A 26,107-nucleotide genomic window follows, 5' to 3' on the forward strand; every position below is an offset into this window, starting at 1 on the left:
ACTTATGAGTTTACGCTGTGATAAATTTTATTTGCTGTTCCTAAAATTTTAATAAATCCTTTAGCATCTTCAGATGTCCAAGCTTTATTAGTTTCTCCATATTCTCCAAATTTAGATTTCATTAAATCGTGTTTAGATTCAATTCCATTTAAACTAAAGTGATACGGTTTTAAAGTTACATAAACTTCTCCGGTTACCGTTTTTTGAGAATTGGTTAAGAAGGCTTCAATATCGCGCATTGCAGGCTCAAAGTACTGCCCGTCGTGTAGTAACATTCCGTAGGTACTTCCTAAACCTTCTTTTAAATTTTGTTGCCATTTAGAAAGCACATGCTTTTCTAATAAATGATGCGCTTTAATAATTACGGTTGCAGCTGCGGCTTCAAAACCAACTCTACCTTTAATTCCTACAATAGTATCTCCAACGTGAATATCTCTACCAATAGCGTACTTAGAAGCAATTTCTTCTAACTTTAAAATGGTGTTTACTGGTGTATCAAACTCTCCGTTTAGACCAACTATTTGCCCTTTTTCAAAATGCAATTTAATATTGGTTGGCTCGGTTCTTTTTAATTGACTTGGGTAGGCTTCTTCTGGCAATGCTTGGTGCGAAGTTAAGGTTTCAACACCTCCAACACTTGTTCCCCAAATTCCTTTATTGATGGAATATTTAGCTTTTGACCAAGGATAATCTACCCCGTGTTTTTTTAAATATTCTATTTCTTCTTGTCTAGATAATTTTAAATCTCTAATTGGAGTAATAATTTCAATCTCAGGAGCCAATGTTTGAAAAATCATATCAAAACGCACTTGATCATTTCCTGCACCAGTACTTCCGTGAGCTATATATTTTGCATTTATTTTTTTAGCATATTCAACAACTTCAATAGCTTGAAAAACACGTTCAGCACTAACTGACAAAGGGTATGTGTTGTTTTTTAACACATTACCATACACCATAAATTTAATGGCTTTTTCGTAATAAATATCTAAAATATTCTGGTTTGTATGCGATTTTACTCCCATATCATAAGCTTTCGCTTCAACCACTTTTAATTCTTCGGCTGAAAACCCACCAGTATTTACCAATACACTGTGAACTTCTAAATTTAATTCGTTTTGCAAGTACTTTACACAATATGATGTGTCTAAACCTCCGCTATATGCTACAACAACTTTTTCCATGATATTATTTTTTCTTCTTTAGAAATAATGCTTGTTTTATTCTTTTTAATCTGCTTAATGTTTTTGAATTGTATTTATGTTCCTTTGCATTTTTTTTCTGCTTAGGATCGAATAACATTCCTGTACATAAACACATTTTTTTATCGGTTCTCATTAAAACATCGTAATTTTTACAAGTTCTACACCCATTCCAAAAAGCTTCATCTGTAGTTAATTCTGAAAAAGTTACTGGTTGGTATCCTAATTCATAATTAATTTTTAATACCGCCAACCCAGTAGTTATTCCGAATATTTTAGCTTCAGGATATTTTTCCTGAGAATAGTCTAAAATTTTCTTTTTAATTTTTTTTGCTAAACCCTGATTTCTAAAATCGGGATGTACTATCAACCCTGAATTTACCACAAAAGATTTATTATCCCAAGTTTCTATATAACAAAACCCAGCAAATTTTCCGTTTTCAACAGCAATTACAGCATCACCTGTACTAATTTTTTTTGTGATGTATTCTGGTGTTCTTTCGGCAATACCAGTACCTCTAACTTTGGCAGACTCTTTAATAGTCTCACAAATTAATTCAGCATATTTAATATGCGATATATTAGCAATAACAACTTTCATTGATTACTTTTTGTTTTAAATTGATTTATTGATGTTTTTTTTGAGAAACGAAAACGGACTCACCGTTTTCAATAGAAAATTACGCCCGTAAGGGGCGGCGTGCGAAGCGGCGTACAATTGTAGTATTTAAATTGTAATTTTTCATTACCACAATATTACGCTAAATATTCTATACAACCACTCATTTGTTTATTATTTAACAACATTTCATATTAAACAGTCCTTTATTAACAATATGCATCAATTTTTATTATAAATCACCTAAATTAAAAACTGGAACAACTCGGGATTATCATTTAAATACTCACCTAAAAATCCTTTTTGTTTCATTCTAGCAATTAATGGCTCAAAATCATCTTTATCTGCTAATTGAATTCCAACTACAGCAGGCCCTTCAGCCCTATTATTTTTCTTCGTATATTCAAAATACGTGATATCATCATTTTGCCCTAAAACATCTACTACAAATTCTTTTAGCGCACCTGCTCTTTGCGGAAATTTTATAATAAAATAGTGCTTTAAACCTCTAAATAACAAAGCTCGCTCTTTCATTTCTTCCATTCGGGTAATATCATTATTACCTCCACTTACAATACAAACAACCGTCTTCCCTTTAATTTTCTCTTTGTGTTGTTCTAAAGCTGCAATAGAAAGTGCTCCTGCGGGCTCAACCACCAAGGCATTCTCATTATACACTTTTAAAATTGTTGAACAAATTAAGCCTTCGCAAATGGTATCGGTTTCATCTAAAAATTGTTTACAAAACTCAAAGGTTAATTCACCCATTCGTTTAACAGCAGCTCCATCTACAAACTTTTCAATTTCATCTAAAGTAGTATTTTCACCTTTTTTTAATGAAGTTGTTAAAGATGGCGCTCCTTTTGGTTCAACTCCAATTAATTTGGTTTCTGGACTTAAAGATTTAAATACGCTTCCTACTCCTGAAGCCAAACCTCCACCTCCAACAGGCATTAATAAATAATCAATTTTAGAATTGATATCATTTAATATTTCTAAACCTATTGTTCCTTGACCAGCAATTACATCTAAATCATCAAACGGATGTACAAAAGTACTTTTATGTTCCTTACAAAATATTGATGCAGCAGCCTGACTATCGTCAAAGCTATCTCCAAAAAGTTTTACCTCAACAAATTCACCTCCAAACATTTTAACCTGATCAATTTTTTGATGAGGCGTAGTTATAGGCATAAATATGGTACAATTTGCTTCTAACTTTTTACAAGCAAAAGCAACACCTTGTGCATGATTTCCAGCACTAGCGCACACAATTCCGTTTTTAAGTTCTTTTTGACTTAAACCCTGTATTTTATTATAGGCTCCTCTTATTTTATACGAACGAACTACTTGGACATCTTCTCTTTTAAAGTAGATATTTGCCTGATACTCTTCTGAGAAATTTTTCATAAAAACTAAAGGAGTTGCTTGCACAACTCCTTTAATGCTCTGTTGAGCTTTATAAATTTTCTCTAATGAAAGGCTATTTTTAATAGTTTCACTCAAAATTTAATATTGCTTTAAACTTATTAAACAATTTTTGTCATTGCTGTCATTGAAGCTCTTAAGAATTCTCCAATTTCTTCAACTGGGTGATTTCTAATTGCATCATTTACTTCAATTAATTCTTTATTATCAACTCCATTTGAACCATCGTTAAAAGCTTTACCAACATAATTACTTGGTGCATTTTTAACGTAATCTTCAATTAAAGGCTTACAAGCATGGTCAAATAAATAACATCCGTACTCCGCAGTATCAGAAATTACACTGTTCATTTCGTATAATTTTCTACGTGCAATTGTATTTGCAATTAATGGAGTTTCGTGTAAAGATTCGTAATAAGCTGACTCATCAATAATTCCAGATTCTGTCATCGCTTCAAAAGCTAATTCTACACCTGCTTTTACCATTGCAACCATTAACACACCGTTATCAAAATATTCTTGTTCTGAAATTTCAATATCTCCGGCTGGTGTTTTTTCGAAATTAGTTTCTCCTGTTGCAGCTCTCCAAGTTAATAAATTCACATCATCGTTAGCCCAGTCTTCCATCATTGTTTTAGAAAACTCACCTTCCATAATATCATCCATATGTTTTTGGAATAATGGACGCATAATATCTTTTAATTCTTCTGAAGCGTTAAATGCAGCAATTTTTGCTGGATTTGATAAACGATCCATCATATTTGTAATTCCACCGTACTTTAAAGCTTCAGTGATTGTTTCCCAACCATACTGAATTAATTTTGAGGCATAACCAGCATCAACACCTTCAGCTACCATTTTATCGAAACATAAAATTGAACCTGTTTGTAACAACCCACAAAGAATTGTTTGCTCCCCCATTAAATCTGATTTTACTTCAGCAACAAATGAAGATTCTAATACACCTGCTGTGTGCCCACCAGTTGCTACCGCATACGCTTTTGCATAATCCCATCCTTTTCCTTCAGGATCATTTTCAGGGTGTACTGCAATTAAAGTTGGTACTCCAAATCCTCTTTTATATTCTTCACGAACTTCAGAACCAGGTGATTTTGGCGCCACCATAATTACGGTAATATCTTTACGAATTTGCATACCTTCTTCTACAATATTAAAACCGTGAGAATAAGATAATGTTGCTCCTTTTTTCATTAAAGGCATTACAGCAGAAACAACCGCTGTGTGTTGTTTATCTGGAGTTAAGTTAATTAATAAATCTGCTGTAGGAATCATTTCTTCATACGTTCCTACTGCAAAATTGTTTTCAGTTGCGTTTAAAAAAGATTGTCTTTTTTCTGCAATAGCAGCTGGTCTTAGTGTATAAGAAACATCTAAACCTGAGTCTCTCATGTTTAATCCTTGGTTTAACCCTTGAGCTCCACAACCAACAATTACAATTTTTTTCCCTTTTAAAGCTTCTACACCTTCTCCAAACTCTGAAGAATCCATAAATCTACATCTTCCTAATTGATCTAATTTGTCTCTTAATGAAAGTGTGTTAAAATAATTTGCCATTTCTCTATCTTTATTCTATTTAATTAAATTCTGCTAATAATTCTGATATTGCCATTTTTGGCTTTGTAATTGCGATACGACCTGAACGTACAAATTGTAATAAACCGTAAGGCATTAATTTATCGTACATATTGTCTATATCTTCTTTTAATCCCGAAGCCTCAATTACAAAATAACGTTCTGTTATTGCAATTATATGAGCCCTTCTAAATTTCATTCTTTCCTGAATTTCTTCATTATATAAGTGTTCTGTAGAAATTTTGAATAATGCTGTTTCATTATAAATAATCTCATCTTCAGTATGAAAAAACGCACGAATTACTTCGATTTGCTTTTCTAACTGCCCAACAACTTTGTGCGCCTGATTTCCGCTAATATTTACCACAAATGTAAACCTATGTACGTTATCAATTTCTGATTTTGAAACGGTCATACTTTCAATATTAATATGACGTTTTAAAAATATTGCTGAAAGTCTATTTAATATCCCTACGTTATTTTCAGTGTAAACTGAAATTGTATAATTTTTTATTTCTTCCATCTTAACTTAATCTTACATCTGAAACACTTGCACCTGTTGGTATCATTGGAAACACATTATCTTCTTGCTCAATAACTACTTCTAAGAAATAAGCTTCTTTTGAAGCAATCATTGTTTGAATTGCTGCATCTAAATCTTCACGTTTTGAAACTCTTTGAGCTTCAATATCATAAGCGCCTGCTAATTTAACAAAATCAGGGCTAATCATCTCTGTTGAAGCATAACGTTTATCAAAAAATAATTCTTGCCATTGGCGCACCATCCCTAAATAATTATTATTTAACACTACAACCTTAACTGCTGCTTTGGTTTGAAGAATGGTTCCTAACTCATTACATGTCATTTGATAACCTCCATCACCAATAATTGCAACAACTTCACGATCTGGCACTCCCATTTTTGCTCCAATTGCTGCTGGTAAACCAAAGCCCATGGTACCTAAACCACCAGAAGTTACATTACTTCTAGTTTTATTAAAGTTGGCATAACGCCAAGCAAACATTTGGTGCTGACCAACATCTGAAACAATTACAGCATCGCCATTTGTTTCTTTGTTAATTCCGCCTAAAACCTCACCCATTGTTAATCCTTCTTTTGTAGGATTTAACTGATCGTAGATTACATTTTCATGTTCAATATCATATAATTTTTGAAATTCTTGCATCCATTCATTATGATCACCTTTATTTACAAGAGGCATAATTTTAGTTAAAGATTCTTTAACATCTGCCACAACAGCAACCTCAGTTTTTACATTTTTATCAACTTCAGCAGCGTCTATTTCAAAATGAATTACTTTTGCTTGCTTTGCATACGTAGCTAAATTACCTGTTACACGATCGTCAAAACGCATACCAATAGCTATTAACAAATCACAAGAATTGGTTAAAACATTTGGCGCATAATTTCCGTGCATACCAACCATTCCAACATGTAACGGATGTGATGTTTCTAAAGCTGAAAGACCTAAACCTGTACAAGCCGAAGGAATGTTGGTTTTTTCAATAAAATCTTTAAACTCTTGTTCTGCTTCACCAAGAATAACACCTTGACCCCAAACAATTAATGGTTTTTTAGCTTTATTTATTAAGGTAGCCGCATCTTTCAATTTTTCGATTTCTAAATCTGGAACTGCCTTATAACTTCTTATTTTTTTACATTTTTGGTATGAAAAATCTAATTCTCCAAACTGTGCATCTTTTGTAATATCAATTAAAACAGGACCTGGACGACCTGATTTTGCAATATAAAATGCTTTTGCAATAACTTCTGGAATTTCAGAGGCATCGGTAACTTGGTAATTCCATTTTGTAACTGGTGTTGAAATACCTATAATATCAGTCTCCTGAAAAGCATCAGAACCTAATAAATGAGATGCTACTTGACCTGTAATACATACTAAAGGTGTAGAATCTATTTGAGCATCAGCAATACCCGTTACTAAATTTGTTGCACCCGGACCTGAAGTAGCAAATACAATACCTGGCTTACCAGTTACACGGGCAAAACCTTGCGCTGCATGTATAGCGCCTTGTTCATGACGTGTTAATACGTGGTGAAATTTTTCTTGGTATTTATATATTTCATCATAAACAGGCATAATAGCACCACCTGGATAACCATAGGCTAAATCTGCTCCCTCCTCTAACAGACACTTAATTACAGCCTCTGCACCTGATATTTTTACCTCCTGTGCAGTTTCTTGATGTTTAGCTTCTTTATTTAATGTTTTCATAATAATATTAAAATTTATCCGTTACACAACCTTCTGAAGCAGAAGAAACGGTTTTTGCATATTTATATAATATTCCTTTTGAATGTTTTAAAGCTGGCTCAGCCCAATGCGCTTTTCTTTCAGACAGTTCAGCTTCAGAAACTTTCACATCAATTGATTTATTTACTGCGTCAATTACAATAATATCACCATCTTTAACTAAACCTATATTCCCACCTGCCTGCGCTTCAGGAGTAATGTGACCTACCACAAAACCGTGTGTTCCGCCTGAAAAACGACCATCGGTAATTAAAGCTACAGATTTTCCTAAACCAGCACCCATTATCATAGAGGTTGGCTTCAACATTTCTGGCATTCCTGGACCTCCTTTTGGACCTACATAACGAATCACCACAACATCACCTCTTGAAACCCTTCCGGCTCCAATTCCATCATTTGCTTCTTGTTCGCTATCAAAAACCACTGCTTTTCCTTCAAACAAATTACCTTCGTTTCCACTAATTTTTGCTACAGAACCTGCTTGCGCTAGGTTTCCATATAAAATTTGAAGATTTCCTGATGATTTTAAAGCTTTATCTGTTGTATGAATTACTTTTTGATCTTCTTCAAAAGTCAATGGTTTAACATTTGCTAAGTTTTCTGCCAATGTTTTACCTGTAACAGTCATACAATCTCCGTGTAAAAACCCTTTATCTAATAAATATTTCATAACTGCTGGCGTACCACCAACTCCATGAACATCTTCCATTAAATATTCACCACTCGGTTTTAAATCTGCAATAAGTGGAGTTCTATCACTTACTCGTTGAAAATCTTCTAGTGTAAATTCAATTCCTGCAGCATGTGCAATGGCTAAATAATGCAATACGGCATTGGTTGAACCTCCTAAGGCATTCACCAAAGCAATGGCATTTTCTAATGATTTTTTTGTAATAATATCTAACGGCTTTAAATCTAATTCTAATAAGTTTTTAATTGCCGCAGCTACTCTTTCGCTTTCTGATTCTTTCGTTGGATTTTCTGCCGGAATTGAAGAATTATAAGGCAAAGCAAAACCTAATGCTTCTATAGAAGAAGCCATGGTGTTTGCCGTGTACATGCCCCCACAAGCTCCTGCTCCTGGAATAGCATTTTTAATAATTTCTTTATATTCTTCTTCTGAAATTTCTCCTGCAATTTTTTGACCCAAAGCCTCAAATGCCGAAACAATATTTAATTTTTTTCCTTTATAATTTCCTGAAGCAATTGTACCACCATACACCATTAAAGATGGGCGATTTAAACGCAACATTGAAATAATGGCTCCTGGCATATTTTTATCGCAACCAACAACCGTTACTAACGCATCATAACTTTGAGCGTTCATTACAATTTCAATAGAATCTGCAATAACATCACGAGAAGGTAATGAATAATTCATACCTAAAGTCCCCATAGAAATTCCATCACTAACACCTATAGTATTAAAAATAAGTCCGACCTGGTTTAGCTTATTTACATCTTCTTTAATTTGAGATGCCAACCCATTTAGGTGCATATTACAAGGGTTACCATCGTAACCTGTACTTGCAATTCCTACTTGTGGAAGTTTCATATCTTCTTCAGAAAGTCCAACAGCATATAGCATTGCTTGCGCTGCGGGCTGCGTAGGGTCTTGTGTTACTCTTTTACTATGTTTATTTAATTGCATTAATTTTAGCATTTTTTAAATTATTTTAAACTATTTTTAAAATAATCACATTTTAATTCCTTATTTAACAATAAGATACAAATTTAATTCAGCTATTTCTTTTAACAGTTTTCCATTTGGTTTTTTTACAATAGCCATCTACCAAATATATTACTTACACTACTGTAATGCTGATAGTTAACTCTATTTTTTTTACAATGATTATACAATAAAAAAACCTGCATCGAATAAATGATACAGGTTTTTAAGTTACTTACACAACAAACTTGTATCAATCTTTTGAACTGACTATAATGACTTGAATTAAAATAATTATATATATAAATTTTGCTTTCATATTATTTTTAACTAAAAAACCTTCCCAAATTATATTAGGAAGGTTTTGTACGATATATACTTCAACAACATTCCTATGCTTCTTGTGAAATAATCACAGAGACATAAATAGAAATGATATTGATAATTAATTTTTTCATCTTAATTGGTACAAATATGTAAAATAATTTTAAATAAAAGACTTTTAGTGTACTTTATTTTTTTCTTTTTTCTGAATTATTTCTTCAACAGTTAAGTTTTGTATTTTACTTTCAAGCCAAGAAATAATATCTAAATATAAAAATGCTCTTTTTTCGTAAGGGTGGTCTTGATATTTTATGAGCTCACTATGTAATTTTATAAACTCTTTACGAAGGTCTTGTGGATAAATATTACTCAAGTTCTTTAAAAACGCAATCATTTTCCGTTGAACATCGTGTAAATCATCCATTTTCAACAAAAACTTATAGGTTGAAACTATTAGTTTCTCAATATTATAATCTATCCCTGCTTCGTAATGTGCAACCAAATTTAATACACGAGAAAAGCACAATAAATCTTCTCGCATTTTTAAATCTTTATTATTAATTATTTTCTCTAAATAAACAATGCATTCTTCATTTTTACCAGCCCCAAAAAACATACAACCAATTTTATAGTAAAATACCATAATATGATGTGGATCTATTTTTGTTTTATACTTCTCTAATTCTAACAGTAATGTTGGTATAAATTTTAAGCCTTCAGTAAATTTACCATTAATAAAATAGGAATTCAATTTATTTTGATTGTAATATAAAAATGCTAGAGTTAACGTATTTTCATTTAACAACACATTCCCTTCATCAATATCTAATTTAAATTTCTCTACAACATTTTTAAATTTTTCTTTATGTCGAATTAAAAATAAAGACTCTAATAAGTAATTTAACCCCTTTAAATAAAAAACCGTGTTTTGTTTTTTCATTTCGGGAGCATCTTCAAACAAATCAACCCATTTTTGAGCGTATTTATAACTCGAAACAAAATCTTGTAAAATTAAACTTCTCCATAAATGAGCTTTGTATAAAAAAAGTTTTTCCATAAAACCTAACTCAGATAATTTATACTTTGGCAAACGCTTTTCAAAATACTCATTTACAAGTTGAGAATCTGATTCGTCTTTAACGTACCCTTGTTTTAATAATAAACTATATAATTGCAATGAAAGGTTTGATAATTTACTGGTTCTAACATTTTTTAAGCTTAATTGTTTTGCCTGTTCAGAAAGTTCATCAGCTCTATTACTCATACTACGAGTAATATATTGCGACTCAATAATTTTTTCAAATTCTACAATTCCGTAGGCTAAATTGTTTTCATCGTTAGTTAGCGCCAATTCCTTAGCTTTATCTAAAATTTTTAAACTTTGCTTATATAAACCTTTACTGTATAAAATTGAAGCAAAATCAAACTGCTCTCTTATTTGCGCTTTTACATTTTGATGCACAGGGTTAAATCTTAAACTCACCAAAATTTGCTTGTATAAATGTGCTTTTGTATTAGAAATTTGCTGTTTTTTAATATTGGTTTTTTTTAAAATAAGTTCATCATTATAACTATTAACCTTATCTAACAAATTAAATAAAGACATGAAGTTTGCTTCAGAATTACCACCCAATCGCCCAACATACAATTTAAATTGACGTTTTTCAGATTTAGAGAGTGATTTCACTAAAGTAAAAAGTGAATCTTTTTGCTCAATAGCCATTGTAATAAAAATATTTTTATTATACTGTTAATCAGTAACTTAAAACCAATGCCAAGAACTTGAATATAGTAATAACCTTCTACATGAAGAATTATACGAATACTATACTTCTATTTTTGACTTTCCAAAATTGATAAAAAAAAATCAGAAATGAGTAAAAATAGAGTCCAAATTTTTGACACAACCCTAAGAGACGGTGAACAGGTCCCTGGTTGTAAGTTAAATACTGAGCAAAAATTAGTGATTGCTGAACGCCTTGATATTTTAGGAGTTGATGTAATTGAAGCTGGTTTTCCAATTTCAAGTCCGGGAGATTTTGATTCAGTAGTCGCAATTTCAAAATTAGTGAAAAATGCAACGGTTTGTGGTTTAACAAGAGCAAATCAAAAAGATATAGAGGTAGCTTCAGACGCTTTAAAATATGCTAAACGCCCTAGAATTCATACAGGAATTGGAACGTCTGAATCGCATATTGTACATAAATTTAGATCTACTCAAGAAGAAATTATTGTTCGCGCCTATGATGCCGTAGCTTACGCAAAGAAATTTGTTGAAGATGTTGAATTTTACGCTGAAGACGCAGGTAGAACAGATAACGAATATTTAGCTAGAGTTTTAGAACAAGTTATTAAAGCTGGAGCAACTGTTTTAAATATCCCTGACACTACAGGTTACTGTTTACCTGATGAGTATGGTGCTAAAATAAAATACTTAAAAGAAAACGTAAAAGGAATTGATAATGTAACGTTATCATGCCACTGTCATAACGATTTAGGTTTGGCAACTGCAAATGCTATTGCTGGGGTTCAAAATGGAGCACGTCAAATTGAGTGTACAATTAACGGAATAGGTGAACGTGCTGGAAATACCGCTTTAGAAGAAGTAGTAATGATTTTAAAACAACACCCATACTTAAATTTAGACACTGGAATTAATACCAAATTATTATACGATACAAGTTTATTAGTGCAACGAAGTATGGGAATGATAGTTCAACCAAACAAAGCTGTTGTAGGTGAAAATGCATTTGCTCATAGTTCAGGAATTCATCAAGACGGAGTTATAAAAAACCGTGAAACATACGAAATTATGGACCCTGCTGATGTTGGTGTTACTGAATCTTCTATTGTTTTAACTGCCCGAAGTGGTAGAGCTGCATTGGCTTACCGTGCAAAAAATGTTGGATACGACTTAACTAAAATTCAGTTAGATGATATTTATCCTCAATTTTTAAAATTTGCCGATCATCATAAAGAAGTGAATGATGAAGATATCCAACATTTAATGGAACTAAATCAAATTTCAAAAACTCGTATAGCAATTTAAACTTGTATTGGTAAAAATTGTATATTTAATTTATGAAATTAACAATCGCTTTGCTTCCTGGTGATGGAATTGGACCCGAAGTAATACATCAAGCTGTAAAAATATTAGATGCAATTTCCGAAAAATACAATCATACTTTTGAATATAAAAAGGCTGATGTTGGTGCTATTGCCATTGATAAAACTGGAAATCCGCTACCTGACGAAACATTAGAAATTTGTTCAAGTGCTGATGCCATTTTATTTGGGGCTATTGGAGATCCAAAATACGACAAAGACCACAATGCAACTATAAGACCTGAACAAGGTTTATTAAGGCTTCGGAAAGAATTAGATTTATATGCCAATATTAGACCTGTAATATCTTACGACTACTTAATTCATAAATCAAACTTAAAAAAGGAGATTGTTGAAGGAACTGATTTTATTATTTACCGAGAACTTACTGGTGGTATTTATTTTGGCGAAAAAAAGTTTAGTGAAGACGGTAAAGAAGCAATAGATACATGTAAATATACTGCAAGTGAAATTGACCGAATTGCACATTTAGCATTTAAAGCTGCAAAATCAAGACGTAAAAAATTAACTTTAATTGATAAAGCTAATGTACTTGTAACATCTCGTTTGTGGAGAAAAAGAGTGAAAGAAATTTCAAAAAGTTACCCAGGAGTACAACTTAACTTTTTATATGCAAATACAGCTGCAATGCAGTTAATTTTAAAACCAACACAGTTTGATGTTATTTTAACTGAAAATATGTTTGGTGATATTTTATCTGATGCTGCAAGTGTAATTTCAGGCTCTATTGGTTTGTTAGCCTCGGCATCTATAGGCAAAAAAACAGCTTTATTTGAACCAATTCACGGGTCGTATCCAAAAGCAAAAGGTAAAAATTTCGCTAATCCTTTAGCCGCAGTATTATCAGCAGCGATGCTTTTAGAACATTTTCAATTAATTGATGAAGCTGAAGATATTAAAAATGCTGTTGAAAAATCAATAGAGTTAAATATTACAACACCGGATTTAAATTCTACAAATCATTTTTCAACTACCAATGTTGGAAATTTTTTAAGAGATTTTATTTTGGATGATGAAAATACATTTTACAATAAAAATAATATTGATTTAGGACAGTCAACTATTATTTAAAAATTAACCCGTTGTGCATTTTAAATAATGCTAAATTTAATATTATTAATATTTCTACCAAATAACTTATTGATATATTGAACAGTTGTTAAAGCAGTTATCTTAGCTACTATTCTAGTTTTAAAACCTTCAAAAGTTTTTAGCATAATTACGTCTTATCATAAATTGCTTACAAGGTTGTGAAAATAAAGTTTCTATCCTTTTCATCCTTTTTCTAAATACATAAGGTGGGTATTTTGTAATTTTTTTAATCGCTTCTCTTATGTGTACTTAGTGTTATATTACAGGTTTCAAACAAGCTAAGTTGTATTTCTATTGATAAATAACCTCTATCACCAATTAACGTACAATCACTTATTTGCTTCTTAATATCTTTAAGGTAATTAATATCGTATACAGATACTGGATTCAAATCGATACTTTGAAAAACCCCATTTACAGAACAAACAGCATGTAGTTTATAACCGTAATAATTAGAACTTTGAGCTGTACAATAGCCTCTACCTAGAAATACATAAGTATTTTATTTACAAATACTTGAACGAGAACTGCGTGATAATTTACACTCAAGTTACTCATTGTTAATAATTTGCAATTAAATATATTTACTAATTTTCAGGAAGATGAATACCTTTTTCTTTTAAATCATAATGCACAACGGGACAAAAGACTATATTATTGTTTACGAATTTTCAAACATTCATTTAAAATTAAGTAACCAACATTTACCTCTTCCATAAACTAAAAAATAATCGTATCTTTTTTGACATGCAAAAAAAGACACGATTATTTTAAACTATAAACATATAGTAAATGTTTATATTCCTTATTTTAAAAAAGAGCTACTTCCCAATTTTATTATAAGTTTCCTTTTAAAACTAATAATGGAACTTTACTTTCAAAATCAATTTTTTTGATGCTATTTTTCTCCCATAATTTAGCAAAAAATCCACGTTTTCGTCTAATCACACAAATTAAATCTGGAGTAATGCTATTTAAATGCAATAATACACCATGAAATACTGTAGCGTTTTCACTTGTTGTAATAGTATCTGCAATTTCTTTAAAATCTTCATGCAATACGTTATCTTTCTCACTATTATGTGGGGTAATCACATGCAATAAATTAAATTTTGTATTAAAATTAGCCATTAAATCTTCTAAAGGTTTTAATACTTTATGTTTTCTAAGCAAACCTGATCTTAATCCAATTAAACCATTTTTAAACGGCTTAAATTTACAATTCACAGGAATAATTAACATTGGAAGTTCAGTGCGTTTTACAATTCCACCTGTTATTGACCCAACATATAGAGAGCTATCGGCACTTGTAATATTTGCAGATGCAATTATTAAATCAACATTTAATTCTTTTGATGCTCTGGCAATAACATCTAAAATTTTACCTGTTGATGTAATTGCTTTTATATCAACATTTTTAACATCAACTTTTGATAAAACAGCTGTTATTTCTTCTTTTGTTCTATTTTCAATAAGGTCATCAATATTTCGTAAAGAACCTGTTACTTTTGTTGAACCAAAGACTTGAACAACATATATATTTGCATTTACTTCCGAAGCAAAGTCAATTGCATACTGTAAAGTATTCACTGCGTTTTCTGAACTTCCAAGAGGAACTAAAATGGTTTTCATAAAAAATAATTTTCGCCAAAGGTATTAATTAATTTAGAAAACAAGACAAAAAAAGGCTTCATTAATTAATTTAATGAAGCCTTTTTTTATATTAAAATACCTTTAATTAGTATCTGTAATACTCAGGTTTAAATGGTCCTTCAACCGTTACACCAATATATTCAGCTTGATCTTCACGTAATGTTTCTAATTCAACACCTATTTTAGCTAAATGTAAACGAGCTACTTTTTCATCTAAATGTTTTGGCAACATATACACTTCATTTTTATAAGCTTCTCTGTTATTCCAAAGTTCTAATTGCGCCAATGTTTGATTTGTAAATGAGTTACTCATTACAAAACTTGGGTGACCTGTTGCACATCCTAAATTCACCAAACGACCTTCAGCTAAAACAACAATATCTTTTCCGTTAATATTGTATTTATCAACTTGTGGTTTAATTGTATCTTTTGTATGTCCGTGGTTTTTATTTAACCAAGCCATATCAATTTCATTGTCAAAATGACCAATATTACATACAATTACTTTATCCTTCATTGCTTCAAAATGACGACCTTGAATAATATCTTTATTTCCTGTTGTAGTAATAACAATATCAGAATTACCAACAACTGTTTCTAAACGTTTTACTTCAAAACCATCCATTGCAGCTTGTAATGCACAAATAGGATCAATTTCAGTAACCGTTACAATAGAACCTGCTCCTTTAAATGATGCAGCTGTACCTTTACCAACATCACCATAACCACAAACTGTTACGCGCTTTCCAGCTAACATAATATCTGTTGCTCTTCTAATGGCATCTACTGCACTTTCTCTACATCCGTATTTATTATCGAATTTAGATTTTGTAACAGAATCGTTTACATTAATTGCAGGCATTGGCAATGTTCCTGCTTTCATACGATCGTATAAACGGTGCACACCTGTAGTAGTTTCTTCACTTAAACCATTAATACCTGCAGCTAATTCTGGATATCTATCTAATACCATATTGGTTAAATCTCCACCATCATCTAAAATTAAATTCAATGGTTTTTTATCTTCACCAAAAAATAATGTTTGCTCTATACACCAGTCAAATTCTTCTTCGCTTAAACCTTTCCAAGCATACACTGAAACTCCTGCAGCAGCAATAGCAGCGGCAGCTTGATCTTGTGTTGAAAAAATATTACAAGAACTCCAAGTAACCTCAGCTCCTAAATCAACCAATGTTTCAATTAAAACAGCTGTTTGAATAGTCATATGTAAACAACCTGCAATTCTAGCTCCTGCTAAAGGTTTTTGACCTTTATACTCTTCTCTTAAACTCATTAAACCTGGCATTTCAGCTTCAGCAAGTTCAATTTCTTTACGTCCCCAATCGGCAAGATTGATATCTTTTACCTTATATTTTACGTATGTTGATGTTTCTGTACTCATATTTCTTAAATTTGTTTTTTTATTTAAAACAATTAGTTAGTATTGTTTTAATATTTTGCAAAAGTACAAAATACATTTGAGAAACTAAATGCCTTTATTTAAAACCATTAAACCAAATAAGCACACCACAATTTATGTGTGGAAAATTGAAGAGTCTTTTGATGCATTATCTAAGGGTATGCTTTTAACAGATAGAAGTAAAAACCGAATTCAATCTATGAAATCGGAATTACACCAACGCGGTTTTTTAAGCGTACGTCATTTATTAAAAGAAGCAGGATATTGCGACAACGATTTATTTTATAATGGAAATGGAAAGCCACATTTAACCGATGGTAAGCATATTTCAATCACGCATTCATTTACCTTTTCTGCCATTGCAATTAGCACTAATGAAGTGGGAATTGACATTGAAAAAAATAGAGAGAAAATAAAAATAATTCAGCATAAGTTTGTCAATTTTGAAAGAGGTTTTATTCATGAGAATGATGATTACATTCAGCAATTAACAGTTATTTGGGGTGCAAAAGAAAGTTTGTATAAAATTTACCCGTATGGCGGATTGACTTTTAAAAATGATATTGATATTGATTCTTTTCAAATTTCAGATAAAAAAACAACAGGTTATATTAAAGTGGAAAATTGGGACAAAACCTACGATATTCATTTTCACCAAGTAGAAAATTTCACATTGGTTTATGCTCTAGATCCTGCTACGAATGATTAAATCAATTCTTTCAAACATACAAAACGCTTCAAAAAAGAGCCAAAAATTATTGGCTATTTTATTAGACCCTGATAAAAGTACTTTGGGTGAAATTTCTTCAATTATAAAAAGAATTGAAAAACTAAATGCAGATTTTATTTTTGTTGGCGGAAGTTTTGTTGAAGATGGAGTTACTTCCAACTTTGTAAAAAAACTGAAAGAAAACACTGAAATTCCAATCATTTTATTCCCAGGAGATTACTCACAAGTCACAAATTATGCTGATGGTTTGCTATTTCTATCGTTGCTTTCTGGTAGAAATCCCGAATATTTAATTGAACAACAAATAAAAGCAGTTCCTTTTTTAAAAAATTCAACTTTAGAAATAATTCCGACAGGTTATATTTTAATTGATGGCGGCACAAATTCGTCAGTTTTAAAAGTGAGTAAAACCAGTCCTATTCCACAAAATAATATAGAATTAGCCGTTTCCACAGCTGTTGCCGGTATGTACAAAGGCAAACAACTAATTTATTTAGAAGCCGGAAGTGGTGCTAAACAAGTTGTAAGTGCTGAATTAATTTCAGAAGTGAAAAAAAATATTTCAATACCACTTATTGTTGGTGGTGGTATAAGATCAAAAGAACAATTAAAAAATGCCTATAAAAATGGTGCAGACCTTGTGGTAATTGGAACCGCATTTGAAAATAACGAGCTATAACTATGAACGAATTATTTGATACCCTTTTTGGGCAATATAGTAGCTATGATACAATAGATATTGCATTAGAAATTATTGCTGTTATTTTTGGTTTTTTATCGGTTTGGTATTCAAAAAACAACAAGGTTTGGGTATATCCAACCGGAATGGTAAGTACCTTAATTTTTGTGTATTTATTATTAAAATGGGAACTTTTAGGTGATATGATGATCAATGCTTATTATTTTATAATGAGTGTTTACGGCTGGTATATTTGGACTAGAAAAGTAGATGACACGCATAATACGCCTATTACAAAAACCACTAAAAAAGAAAAAATCACATCCATTTTTATATTTTTAGCCACCTTAGTTTTTGTGTATTTTGTTTATACTTATTTTGATAAATGGACCAGTTGGGTTGCTTATGTTGACACTATTACCACAGCTATATTTTTTGTAGGAATGTGGTTAATGGCGAAAAGAAAAATTGAAAACTGGATTTATTGGATTATTGGAGACCTAATTTCTGTTCCGCTATATTTTTACAAAGGATTTACGTTTACAAGCTTTCAATATCTTATATTTACACTTATCGCAATTTCTGGTTATTTATCATGGAAGAAACTCTTAAACAAACAAACGCAAACATAATAAAAGTTGTGTTGTTTGGTCCTGAAAGCACAGGAAAAACTACCCTATCTCGTAATTTAGCACACCATTACAATACTGTTTGGGTACGTGAATATGCACGCGAATATTTACAAGATAAATGGAACAACGAACGTAAAACTTGTGAAAATTCCGACTTAATTCCAATTGCCATTGGTCAAATGAAATTAGAAAATGAATTGGCAAAAAAAGCTGATAGAGTTTTAATTTGTGATACTGATTTATTAGAAACCAAAGTGTATTCAGAAGAGTTTTACGGCGGTTATGTACACCCCGACTTGGAAGAAGCCGCAAAAACAAATCAATATGATTTGTACCTGCTAACTTATATTGACACACCTTGGGATGCTGATGACTTAAGAGACAGACCTGAACAACGTTTAGAAATGTTTAATGCTTTTGAAAATGCTTTAAAAAAATACAATCGACCTTATATTTTATTAAAAGGAGATAAAAAAACCAGATTAGATAAAGCTGTAAAAGCTATTGATAAAATATTAGCATCAAAGCCTAATTTACAAACATTTTCAGGGTTATGATTGCTGAAAACCTCATAAAAGAATTAAGTTTTAAAGCAGTTAGAAGTAGCGGTGCAGGCGGACAACATGTGAACAAAGTTTCTTCAAAAGTTGAACTAATTTTTGACCTTATAAATTCTATTGAATTGTCTTCTGAAGAAAAAGAATTACTACAAAAAAACTTGTATTCAAAACTAACAAAAGAAGGTGTTTTACTCTTAAATTGTGATGAAAGTAGAAGTCAGCATAAAAATAAAGAGCTTGTAATTGACCGATTTATTACACTTATTACAAACGGATTAAAAGTTCCTAAAAAACGAAAAGCCACCAAACCTAGTAAATCTAGCATTCGAAAACGGCTAGATAAAAAGAAAAAACAGGCATTTAAAAAGGCCTTCAGAAGAAAACCAGAAATATAATTTTTCTTTATTTTACTTTTAAAAAAATATTGAGTAGCTTTGCCGCATCTCAAAAGGGGTGCCTATAACGGCTGAGATCAAACCCATTGAACCTGAACAGGTAATGCTGTTAAGGGACGTTCAGACAGAAAAATTCTGTTGGGGCAATTTGTAATTTTGTCAAATCATCGATTTAATTACCTCTTTTTATATCGTTTTATTTATTAAAAAATGAAACAATATTTAAAACAGAACTTTAAAAAAGCGAAGAATTTAGTAGCTTTTTTAATCATTGTATTTTCAATCAATACAAACGCACAACAATTATTTACTATTAAAGGAAATGTAGTTGACGGGGAAAACCCAATTGCTGGCGCTTCAATTGTAGTAAAAGGAACAAAAACAGGAACTACTTCAGGTGCAGATGGTTCTTTTTTATTAAACCTAAAAAAGGGAACCTATACACTACAAGTAAGTTTAATTAGTACTCCTAAGGAAGTAAAAATTACCTTAACAGAAAATACTTCTATTACTATAGATTTGTCTGATAATTTTGAAAGCTTAGATGAAGTATTGGTATCTGCAGTACGCGTAAAATCTGGTGCTCCTGTTACATTTAGTAACGTAAGCAAAGAAGAAATTAAAGACCGAAACCTAGGTCAAGACATTCCAATTTTATTAAACTATTTACCATCAGTTGTTACCACTTCTGATGCTGGAGCAGGTGTTGGATACACAGGAATTAGAGTGCGTGGTAGTGATGCAACTAGAGTAAATGTAACTATCAACGGTATTCCTTACAACGATGCTGAAAGTCAAGGAACTTTTTGGGTAAATATGCCCGATTTTGCTTCTTCAACAGAGAGTTTACAGTTACAGCGTGGTGTAGGAACTTCAACCAATGGTTCTGGTGCATTTGGAGCGAGTTTAAACTTGTTAACAGATGCTGTTTCTGAAGATGCCTTTGGAGAATTGAGTGCTTCTGTAGGATCTTTCAACACTACAAAAATTACAGGGAAATTTAGTACAGGATTATTGAATGACCATATTGAAATTTCAGGAAGAGTCTCTAAAATTGATTCTGACGGATATATTGACAGAGCATATTCAGACCTAACTTCTTACTTTTTACAAGCTGCTTATGTTGATGATAATACCTTGATTAAGGCCATTACTTTTGGAGGTCACGAAAAAACGTACCAAGCTTGGTACGGTGTAACCAAAGAAGAAATGGAAGAATTTGGAAGAACTTACAATCCCTACACTTATGACAATGAGATTGACAATTACAATCAAGATCATTATCAATTACACTGGAATGAAACTATTTCAGAAAACTGGTCTACAAACATTGCTTTTAACTACACCAAAGGAAAAGGATATTTTGAACAATTTAAAGATGGGGAAGATTTTGCAGATTACAACCTTGACCCTATAGTTATTGGTGGAGAAACTATTGATGAAACCGACTTAATTAGAAGACGTTGGTTAGACAACGATTTTTATGTTTTTAATGCGAATGCAACTTATACAAACACCAATTACAATGTAATTTTTGGAGGATCTTTCAGCAACTATACAGGTGATCATTTTGGTGAAATTATTTGGGCTGAATATGCTAGTAATTCTGAAATAAGAGACAGGTATTACGAAAGTGAAACTCAAAAAACAGATTCAAATATTTTTGCAAAACTAGATTACAAATTTAGTGAAGCTTGGTCTTTATTTGTTGATGTACAAGGGCGTTTTGTTTCGTTTGAAACCAACGGATTAACTTCAGACAGAACACCAATAAATGTAGATGAAAATTATTCTTTTTTCAATCCAAAAGCAGGTATAACCTACCAAATTAACGATTACAACAGTTTGTACTTTTCTTATGCAAAAGCAAATAGAGAACCAAATAGAAATGATTTTGAAAATGGTATTTCTAGTCCAGAGAAGTTAAACGACTTTGAATTAGGGTGGCGTATAAATAAGGAAACATTTAAAATTAACACGAATGCTTATTATATGCTTTATAAAGATCAATTGGTGTTAACAGGTGCAATTGATGATGTTGGTTCTCCTATTAGAGCTACTAGTGATAAAAGCTACCGTTTAGGGTTAGAAATTGATGCAGCAGTAAAAATTTCAAATAAGTTTAGTGTGATGCCTAACGTTGCCATTAGCAGCAATAAAAACATTGATTTCCCAGCTTATATTGATGGTGAAGAGGTTATACTTGAGAGTACAAACATTGCATTTTCACCTAATTTTATTGCAGGAAACAACCTTGCATACCAACCAACTTCAAACCTTAAATTATCATTATTATCAAAATTTGTTGGAGAACAATATATGGGAAATATTGATACAAACAATTCAAAGTTAGACAGCTATTTTGTAAACGATTTTAATGTTTCTTATGAAATTACACCAAACAAAATTGCAAAATCTATCCGCTTTGATTTGTTAGTAAATAACATTTTTAATGCTGAATATATTTCAAATGGATATTACTATACTTATGATGATGATTGGTCTGTACCTGGTGAAGTTACTACAATAGATGGTGCTGGTTATTATCCGCAAGCAACTATTAACTTTTTATTAGGAGCTACAGTAAGATTTTAAAAATATAATTGAATTGCTATAAAGAAGAGAAAACCGAGGCGAATGTCTCGGTTTTTTTATTTATACTTCTATACCTTTCATCATTTTGTTCCAATACAAATAAGGTAACATATACTTTTTTAAAACCCATAAACGCCAATGTTCTTTTGAAGAATCTTCAATCGTTAAGGGGTATTGTTTTAATTTAGGATCGGGTTCAAAATTTTTGACATAATCAAATTTATAAATATTTATGGACTCTAAAAAACCGTCAAAGCAAAGGTAAACACAACAAAAATGAACAACTTTTTTCTTTTAAATCATTATGCAAACCGGGTAAAAATTAACAATTTATTAAAGCTACACACAAAATTACAACAAATTTTGGGTGTAGTTTTTTGTAGATTTACCAATTATGAAAAACAAGACAAGTTTTATAGACGCTTTAAATTATCGACGCTCAGTTAGATTGTATGATGAAAACAAAGAAATTAATACCGAAATTGTAAAAAAATGTATTCAACAAGCAACTTTAGCTCCTACTAGTAGCAATATGCAGCTATGGGAATTTCATCATATAACTTCTTCAAAAAAACTACGTAAATTAACAGAAGAGTGCTTAGGGCAATCTGCAGCAAAAACAGCCAAGCAATTAGTTGTTGTTGTGGTTCGAAAAGATTTGTGGAAAAAACGAGCAAAAGCAAACGCATCACACTTAATAAATACATTTGGCAACAAACCAAAAAGTGATTATTCGTCAAAAGAAAAATTCGCCTTAAACTATTATCAAAAATTAATTCCTTTTATCTATTTTGATTTTTTAGGAATTTTTGGATGTTTAAAATATGGTTTTTCTTGGGTTACAGGACTTTTTAAACCAAGTTATCGTCAATTACGAAATTCAGATATGAGAGTTGTAGCACATAAATCGGCAGGTTTAGCAGCACAAACATTTATGTTAAGTATGGCTGCAGAAAATTATGACACTTGCCCAATGGAAGGCTCAGACACCCTACGAATTAAAAAAACATTAAATTTGCCACTTAGAAGCGAAATAAATATGGTTATTTCCTGTGGAATTAGAAAGCCTGAAGGTGTTTACGGAGAGCGTTTTAGAATTCCTTTTAATGAAATTTACAAACAGTGGTAATTTTTTAAAAATTAACACGACAAAGAATTAGAAAAGTCAATACAATTATGACCGCAAAAGAAAGTATTATACATAAAATTATGTCGAGTAAAAATCGACCACATTTAGATTTTAGTTTAAAAACTAAAACTGAAAAATTTACCGATAATTTATTTCATACCTTATTTGATGCAACTGCTTGCGTTGCTAAAAACATTGAACAATTAGAAATAGATTTTGAAGAAATTTATAAGTTAGCTTGTAAAGTTGACCAAGAATATTGCGGAACTATTTGGAAAAATTTCTTATCTGAATTACCAGAAATTTTAGAAAATCTAAATTTAGACGCTCAGGAATTGGTAAATAACGATCCTGCATCTAACAATATTGAAGAAGTATATTTAGCTTATCCTGGATTTTATGCTATTGCTATTTATAGATTTAGTCACGAATTATTTTTACTAAACACACCTTTAATCCCACGATTAATGAGTGAATATGCGCATAGTAAAACAGGAACTGACATTCACCCAGGAGCAACCATTGGCAAATCATTTTTTATTGATCACGCTACAGGAACTGTAATTGGTGAAACTTGTTTAATAAAAGACCACGTAAAAATTTACCAAGGGGTTACTTTAGGTGCCTTACAAGTTGCCAAAGAGTTGAAAAACGTAAAAAGACATCCTACAGTTGAAAACAATGTAACTATATATGCCAATGCTACAATTCTTGGCGGAGAAACTGTTATTGGTGAAAACAGTGTTATTGGTGGTAACGTTTGGATTACGGAATCTATTCCAAAAAACTCACTAGTATATCACAAACCCGAAACCAAGTTAAAACAAAAAAAGTAGTTATGAAAAGCCGTAGTTTATTTGATTTTATTGGAAACACACCTCTTGTAAAAGCCAATCATATTTTAAAAAAAGAAGGTGTTTCATTGTTTTTAAAATTAGAAGGAAATAACCCTGGCGGAAGTGTAAAAGATCGCGCCGCTTTTAATATGATTTCAGAAGCAATGCTAAGAAAAGAAATCAAAAAAGGCGATTATTTAATTGAAGCTACTAGCGGAAATACGGGTATTGCCTTAGCTATGATTGCACAACAATTTGGCATCAACCTAGAATTAGTAATGCCCGAAAACTCTACAAAAGAACGCGTTCAAACTATGGAGGCTTACGGTGCAAAAGTAACTTTAACTCCTTCCGTAGTTGGAATTGAAGGTTCAAGAGCTTATGCTGAGAAAAAGGTAACTGAAAAAGGATATACCATGCTAAACCAATTTGCAAATGATGATAATTGGAAGGCGCATTATAAAACTACAGGTCCTGAAATTTGGAGAGATACCAATGGAGAAATAACACATTTTGTTTCAGCAATGGGAACTACAGGAACAATTATGGGAACTTCAACCTTTTTAAAAGAACAACATAAAAATGTTCAAATTATTGGAGCACAACCAACCGATAATTCCAAAATACCTGGGATTAGAAAATGGTCTCCAGAATTTTTACCAAAAATATTTAACCCTTCAAAAGTAGATACTGTGATTGAAGTTAGCGAAACTGAAGCTCGTTTAATGACTAAAAGACTCGCTAAAGAAGAAGGGATTTTTGCAGGAATGAGTAGCGGAGGTTCTGTATCTGCCGCCTTAAAAATTGCAGAAACAATAGATTCTGGGATTATTGTAGCCATTATTTGCGACCGTGGAGACCGCTATTTATCATCTGATTTATTTGAATAAAACGTTGTAGCAGTATTCTCTATTTATCATTGTTTGTGAATTGCATTTATCGTACTTTTGTTAGCACGAATTACATAATTTCTTACCATGAATAAAATTCAAATGGTTGACCTACAAGGTCAATACCAAAAAATTAAAGATAAAGTAGATATCCAATTACAAGAAGTTTTAAACTCATCAGCTTATATTAACGGACCTCAGGTTCACGCGTTTCAGAAAGATTTAGAAGCATATCTAGATGTAAAACACGTAATACCTTGTGCCAATGGTACAGACGCATTGCAAATAGCAATGATGGGCTTAGATTTAAAACCAGGAGATGAAGTAATCACAGCCGATTTTACATTTGCAGCTACTGTTGAAGTTATTGCTCTATTAAATTTAACACCGGTATTAGTTGACGTTGAAAAAGACACTTTTAATATGGATATTGATGCCTTGAAAAAAGCAATTACTCCAAAAACAAAAGCAATTGTTCCTGTTCATTTATTTGGACAATGTGCTAATATGGAAGCTGTTCTTGAAATCGCAAAAGAATATGATTTATTTGTAATTGAAGACACCGCCCAAGCTATTGGAGCAAATTATACATTTAAAGATGGAAGTAAAAAGAAAGCGGGCACTATAGGTAACGTTGGAACTACTTCATTTTTTCCTTCTAAAAACCTAGGATGTTACGGTGATGGTGGTGCTATTTTTACCAACGATGATGATTTAGCGCACACAATTAGAGGAATGGTAAATCACGGAATGTACAAACGTTATTACCACGATGTTGTTGGTGTAAACTCTCGTTTAGACAGCCTACAAGCAGCTGTTTTAAGAGTTAAACTACCTTTATTAAATGATTATTGTGATGCAAGAAGAAAAGCAGCTCGTTTTTACAACAATGCTTTTAAAAATGCACAAAATATTGTTACTCCAAAAATGAGCAATGGTTGCGAGTTTATTTGCGACAATTGTGATTGCCACGTTTTTCATCAATATACCTTACAAATATTAAACGGTCAACGTAATGAATTGCACCAGCATTTATTAGACAATGGTATTCCAAACGCAATTTACTACCCAGTTCCATTACATAGTCAAAAAGCGTATGCAGACGAGAGATATAAAGAGGAAGATTTTAAAGTTACCAATGAATTAATTAATACGGTTATTTCATTACCAATGCATACCGAATTAGATGAAGAACAATTAGAGTTTATAACCACAACCATCATAAATTTCATCAAATAA

The 26,107-nt window shown here is 31.6% G+C and carries 22 protein-coding genes and 2 pseudogenes; 12 read left to right on the plus strand and 12 right to left on the minus strand.

Annotated elements, in window-relative coordinates; genetic code table 11:
* Positions 1–2 precede the first annotated feature (2 nt).
* The 8 genes from argG to CHB67_RS13345 form a co-directional block, all read right to left on the minus strand.
* Positions 3–1,184 carry an argininosuccinate synthase gene (gene argG / locus CHB67_RS13310; RefSeq protein WP_089382280.1) on the minus strand — a complete coding sequence of 394 codons (1,182 nt, stop codon included), beginning with the start codon at positions 1,182–1,184 and terminating at the stop codon, positions 3–5.
* Between the two features lie 4 nt (positions 1,185–1,188).
* Positions 1,189–1,803, minus strand: a complete 615-nt coding sequence (locus tag CHB67_RS13315; protein ID WP_089382281.1) for a GNAT family N-acetyltransferase — start codon at positions 1,801–1,803, stop codon at positions 1,189–1,191.
* Positions 1,804–2,064: 261 nt separating this feature from the next.
* Positions 2,065–3,330 carry a threonine ammonia-lyase IlvA gene (ilvA, locus tag CHB67_RS13320; protein ID WP_217900274.1) on the minus strand — a complete coding sequence of 422 codons (1,266 nt, stop codon included), beginning with the start codon at positions 3,328–3,330 and terminating at the stop codon, positions 2,065–2,067.
* A 20-nt stretch (positions 3,331–3,350) separates the two neighbouring features.
* Entirely contained in the window at positions 3,351–4,823 is a 1,473-nt protein-coding gene (gene ilvC, locus CHB67_RS13325) for a ketol-acid reductoisomerase (protein ID WP_089382282.1), read from the minus strand.
* A gap of 19 nt (positions 4,824–4,842) precedes the next feature.
* Positions 4,843–5,364, minus strand: a complete 522-nt coding sequence (ilvN, locus tag CHB67_RS13330) for an acetolactate synthase small subunit (protein WP_089382283.1) — start codon at positions 5,362–5,364, stop codon at positions 4,843–4,845.
* Between the two features lies 1 nt (position 5,365).
* Positions 5,366–7,099: a biosynthetic-type acetolactate synthase large subunit gene (gene ilvB, locus CHB67_RS13335; RefSeq protein WP_089382284.1), complete on the minus strand. Its 1,734-nt coding sequence runs from the start codon at positions 7,097–7,099 to the stop codon at positions 5,366–5,368.
* Positions 7,100–7,106: 7 nt separating this feature from the next.
* Positions 7,107–8,789 (minus strand): dihydroxy-acid dehydratase, encoded by a 1,683-nt coding sequence (gene ilvD / locus CHB67_RS13340; protein ID WP_089382421.1) that lies wholly within the window; start codon positions 8,787–8,789, stop codon positions 7,107–7,109.
* Positions 8,790–9,309: 520 nt separating this feature from the next.
* Positions 9,310–10,854, minus strand: coding sequence for a hypothetical protein (locus CHB67_RS13345; protein WP_089382285.1), 1,545 nt, complete (start codon positions 10,852–10,854; stop codon positions 9,310–9,312).
* A gap of 150 nt (positions 10,855–11,004) precedes the next feature.
* Between CHB67_RS13345 and CHB67_RS13350 the strand changes: the two genes are divergently transcribed.
* On the plus strand, positions 11,005–12,180 hold the full coding sequence (locus CHB67_RS13350) for a 2-isopropylmalate synthase (protein ID WP_089382286.1): 1,176 nt from the start codon (positions 11,005–11,007) through the stop codon (positions 12,178–12,180).
* A 32-nt stretch (positions 12,181–12,212) separates the two neighbouring features.
* Positions 12,213–13,328 carry a 3-isopropylmalate dehydrogenase gene (leuB, locus tag CHB67_RS13355; protein WP_089382287.1) on the plus strand — a complete coding sequence of 372 codons (1,116 nt, stop codon included), beginning with the start codon at positions 12,213–12,215 and terminating at the stop codon, positions 13,326–13,328.
* A gap of 20 nt (positions 13,329–13,348) precedes the next feature.
* On the opposite strand, the pseudogene CHB67_RS17525 reads toward leuB, so the two are convergent.
* The 3 genes and pseudogenes from CHB67_RS17525 to ahcY form a co-directional block, all read right to left on the minus strand.
* Positions 13,349–13,893: pseudogene (locus CHB67_RS17525) on the minus strand (IS982 family transposase); the annotation flags it as partial.
* A 293-nt stretch (positions 13,894–14,186) separates the two neighbouring features.
* Positions 14,187–14,981 carry a universal stress protein gene (locus tag CHB67_RS13365; protein WP_089382289.1) on the minus strand — a complete coding sequence of 265 codons (795 nt, stop codon included), beginning with the start codon at positions 14,979–14,981 and terminating at the stop codon, positions 14,187–14,189.
* 106 nt (positions 14,982–15,087) lie between these two features.
* Complete coding sequence (gene ahcY / locus CHB67_RS13370) at positions 15,088–16,404, minus strand: adenosylhomocysteinase (RefSeq protein WP_089382290.1); 1,317 nt, start codon at positions 16,402–16,404, stop codon at positions 15,088–15,090.
* An 88-nt stretch (positions 16,405–16,492) separates the two neighbouring features.
* Here ahcY and CHB67_RS13375 point away from each other — a divergent pair, with 88 nt between their 5' ends.
* The 6 genes from CHB67_RS13375 (at position 16,493) to CHB67_RS13400 (ending at position 22,013) form a co-directional block, all read left to right on the plus strand.
* Positions 16,493–17,131: a 4'-phosphopantetheinyl transferase family protein gene (locus tag CHB67_RS13375; protein ID WP_089382291.1), complete on the plus strand. Its 639-nt coding sequence runs from the start codon at positions 16,493–16,495 to the stop codon at positions 17,129–17,131.
* On the plus strand, positions 17,124–17,831 hold the full coding sequence (locus CHB67_RS13380) for a geranylgeranylglyceryl/heptaprenylglyceryl phosphate synthase (RefSeq protein WP_089382292.1): 708 nt from the start codon (positions 17,124–17,126) through the stop codon (positions 17,829–17,831). The genes CHB67_RS13375 and CHB67_RS13380 overlap by 8 nt, the downstream gene beginning before the upstream one ends.
* 2 nt (positions 17,832–17,833) lie before the next feature.
* A complete protein-coding gene (gene pnuC / locus CHB67_RS13385; protein ID WP_089382293.1) occupies positions 17,834–18,463 on the plus strand; it encodes a nicotinamide riboside transporter PnuC in 630 nt (209 codons plus the stop codon).
* Complete coding sequence (locus CHB67_RS13390; RefSeq protein WP_089382294.1) at positions 18,427–19,020, plus strand: AAA family ATPase; 594 nt, start codon at positions 18,427–18,429, stop codon at positions 19,018–19,020. Before pnuC ends, CHB67_RS13390 begins: the two co-directional genes overlap by 37 nt.
* Positions 19,017–19,418: an alternative ribosome rescue aminoacyl-tRNA hydrolase ArfB gene (gene arfB / locus CHB67_RS13395; protein WP_089382295.1), complete on the plus strand. Its 402-nt coding sequence runs from the start codon at positions 19,017–19,019 to the stop codon at positions 19,416–19,418. The genes CHB67_RS13390 and arfB overlap by 4 nt, the downstream gene beginning before the upstream one ends.
* A 210-nt stretch (positions 19,419–19,628) precedes the next feature.
* Positions 19,629–22,013 carry a TonB-dependent receptor gene (locus tag CHB67_RS13400; RefSeq protein ID WP_089382296.1) on the plus strand — a complete coding sequence of 795 codons (2,385 nt, stop codon included), beginning with the start codon at positions 19,629–19,631 and terminating at the stop codon, positions 22,011–22,013.
* A 60-nt stretch (positions 22,014–22,073) separates the two neighbouring features.
* Here CHB67_RS13400 and CHB67_RS17475 read toward each other — a convergent pair.
* A pseudogene (locus CHB67_RS17475) lies at positions 22,074–22,235 on the minus strand (NAD(P)/FAD-dependent oxidoreductase); the annotation flags it as partial.
* A gap of 172 nt (positions 22,236–22,407) precedes the next feature.
* Between CHB67_RS17475 and CHB67_RS13405 the strand changes: the two are divergent.
* The 4 genes from CHB67_RS13405 to CHB67_RS13420 all read left to right on the plus strand — a co-directional run bounded on the left by CHB67_RS13405 (position 22,408) and on the right by CHB67_RS13420 (position 26,107).
* A complete protein-coding gene (locus CHB67_RS13405) occupies positions 22,408–23,142 on the plus strand; it encodes a nitroreductase family protein (protein ID WP_089382297.1) in 735 nt (244 codons plus the stop codon).
* An 80-nt stretch (positions 23,143–23,222) separates the two neighbouring features.
* Positions 23,223–23,978, plus strand: a complete 756-nt coding sequence (gene epsC, locus CHB67_RS13410) for a serine O-acetyltransferase EpsC (RefSeq protein ID WP_245813546.1) — start codon at positions 23,223–23,225, stop codon at positions 23,976–23,978.
* 2 nt (positions 23,979–23,980) lie between these two features.
* Positions 23,981–24,868 carry a cysteine synthase CysM gene (gene cysM / locus CHB67_RS13415; protein WP_089382299.1) on the plus strand — a complete coding sequence of 296 codons (888 nt, stop codon included), beginning with the start codon at positions 23,981–23,983 and terminating at the stop codon, positions 24,866–24,868.
* A gap of 87 nt (positions 24,869–24,955) precedes the next feature.
* The gene (locus tag CHB67_RS13420; RefSeq protein ID WP_089382300.1) at positions 24,956–26,107 is read left to right on the plus strand and encodes a DegT/DnrJ/EryC1/StrS family aminotransferase; all 1,152 of its coding nucleotides are present in this window, start codon (positions 24,956–24,958) and stop codon (positions 26,105–26,107) included.

The organism is Lutibacter agarilyticus (assembly GCF_900188235.1).
GTDB classification, from domain to species: Bacteria; Bacteroidota; Bacteroidia; order Flavobacteriales; family Flavobacteriaceae; genus Lutibacter; species Lutibacter agarilyticus.